Genomic DNA, 1,893 nt, shown 5'->3' on the forward strand with positions numbered 1-1,893 from the left:
TCCACGCCCAGCCCGGGAAGATCGAGCCGCCCCTGCGCGTTATCCTGCCAGGCCAGCCCCACCTGGAACAGCGGCGTGTGATCCAGCGCCCGTGGCGGCTGCACAATTTCCACCACCTGCTCGAACGGCAGGTCCTGATGCTCCTGCGCCCCCAGGGCCGTGCGCCGTGTCCGCTCCAGAAGCGTCGCCACGTCCGGCCCGCCCGACAGGTCCACCCGTAGCGCCAGCGTGTTCACAAAAAAGCCGATCAGCTCCTCGATCTCGCGCCGGCCGCGGTTGGCACTCGGCACCCCGATCACAATGTCGTCCTGCCCCGACAGACGCGAGAGCACCGCCGCCCAGCCCGCCAGCACCGTCATGAACAACGTCGTGCCATGCTGACGGCCCAGCCGCCTGAGTTCCCGCGTGAGCTCCGCATCGATCTCCACCGGCACCGTAGCGCCGGCAAACGACTGGCGCGCCGGGCGCGGCCGGTCCGTCGGCAACGCGAGCATGGACGGCGCGCCTGACAGGGCCTCGCGCCAGTACTGCGCCTGACGCTGCAGCCGCTCCCCGGAGAGCCATTGCCGCTGCCAGGCCGCATAATCGGGATACTGGATCGCTGGTACCGGCAAGGGATCGGCCTGTCCGGCCACGAACGCCCGGTACAGGCTGCCCAGTTCCCGTACCAGCACCCCCACCGACCAGCCGTCCGAGACGATGTGATGCTGCGTCAGCAGGAAGACATGCTCCTCCTCCGACAGCCGGATCAGGCGCCCGCGGACCAGCGGCCCGCGCGCCAGATCAAAGGGCGTGCACGCCTCTTCGGCGCACAGCGCCACAAGCGCCGCCGCCGCATCCGGCCGCTCCCGCAGGTCGTGCTCCAGCACGGGCAGGCCGGTACCGGGCGGCAGGATCTCAACCCGGGGCCCTTCCTCCGCATCAACGAAGACGCTGCGCAGCGCCTCGTGGCGTGCATACAGCTGATCGAGGCTGCGACGCCACGCCGCGCGATCCAGCCTGCCCTGCAGCCGCCAGCCCAGCGGAACGTGGTAGCGGGCGCTGTCTTTGTCCAGCTGTGCCAGAAACCACAGCCGCTGCTGGGCAAACGACAACTCCAGCGGCTCATGACGCGATACGGCCACAATCGCCGGCAGGTGTTGGGGACCGGAGCGGCTCAACACCTCGACGATACTTGCCGCAAGATCGCCCAGCACCGGCCTGGCGAACAGCGTCGACAGCGGCAGCTCGACCCCAACAGCCTGCGACAGCCGGCTCGACACCTGTACTGCGAGGAGCGAGTGGCCGCCCAGCTCGAAGAAGTGGTCATGCCGACCGACCCGCTCCAGCCCCAGCAGCTCCGCCCACAGCTGCGCCAGCACCGTCTCGAGCTCCCCGCGCGGCGCCTCGTAACCCCGCCGCGCATACGCATCGTCAGCCGGCGCCGGCAGCGCCCGGCGGTCGAGCTTGCCGTTCACCGTCAGCGGCAGCGCCGCCAGCGGCACGAACGCCGCCGGCACCATGTAGTCCGGTAACTGCCCCACCAGATGCGCGCGCAGCGTCGCCGCAAGCTGCGCTTCCTGTGCCTCCGGTCCTGCCACCACATAGGCCACCAGACGCGGCTCGCCGGCCCGCTCCTCGCGCGCCACCACCACCGCCTCGCGCACCCACGCATGCCCGCACAGGTGCGCGGCCACCTCGCCCGGCTCGATCCGAAAGCCCCGGATCTTGACCTGCTCGTCGGTGCGCCCCAGAAACTCCAGATTGCCGTCCGGCAGATAACGCGCCAGGTCGCCGGTCCGGTACAGCCGGTCGCCCTCCACGAAGGGACTGGCGATGAACCGCTCGGCTGTCAGCTCGGGGCGGTTCAGATAGCCGCGCGCAACCCCCGCCCCGCCAATGTACAGCTCCCCC

General features: G+C 70.4%; 1 protein-coding gene. It reads right to left on the reverse strand.

Annotation, left to right across the window (positions count from 1 at the left end; translation table 11 throughout):
* Window positions 1-1,893 (reverse strand): condensation domain-containing protein (locus BMI01S_RS36980; protein ID WP_042293232.1); only part of this gene is annotated, 1,893 nt, incomplete at both ends.

This window comes from Paraburkholderia mimosarum LMG 23256 = NBRC 106338 (assembly GCF_000739815.1).
GTDB lineage: Bacteria > Pseudomonadota > Gammaproteobacteria > Burkholderiales > Burkholderiaceae > Paraburkholderia > Paraburkholderia mimosarum.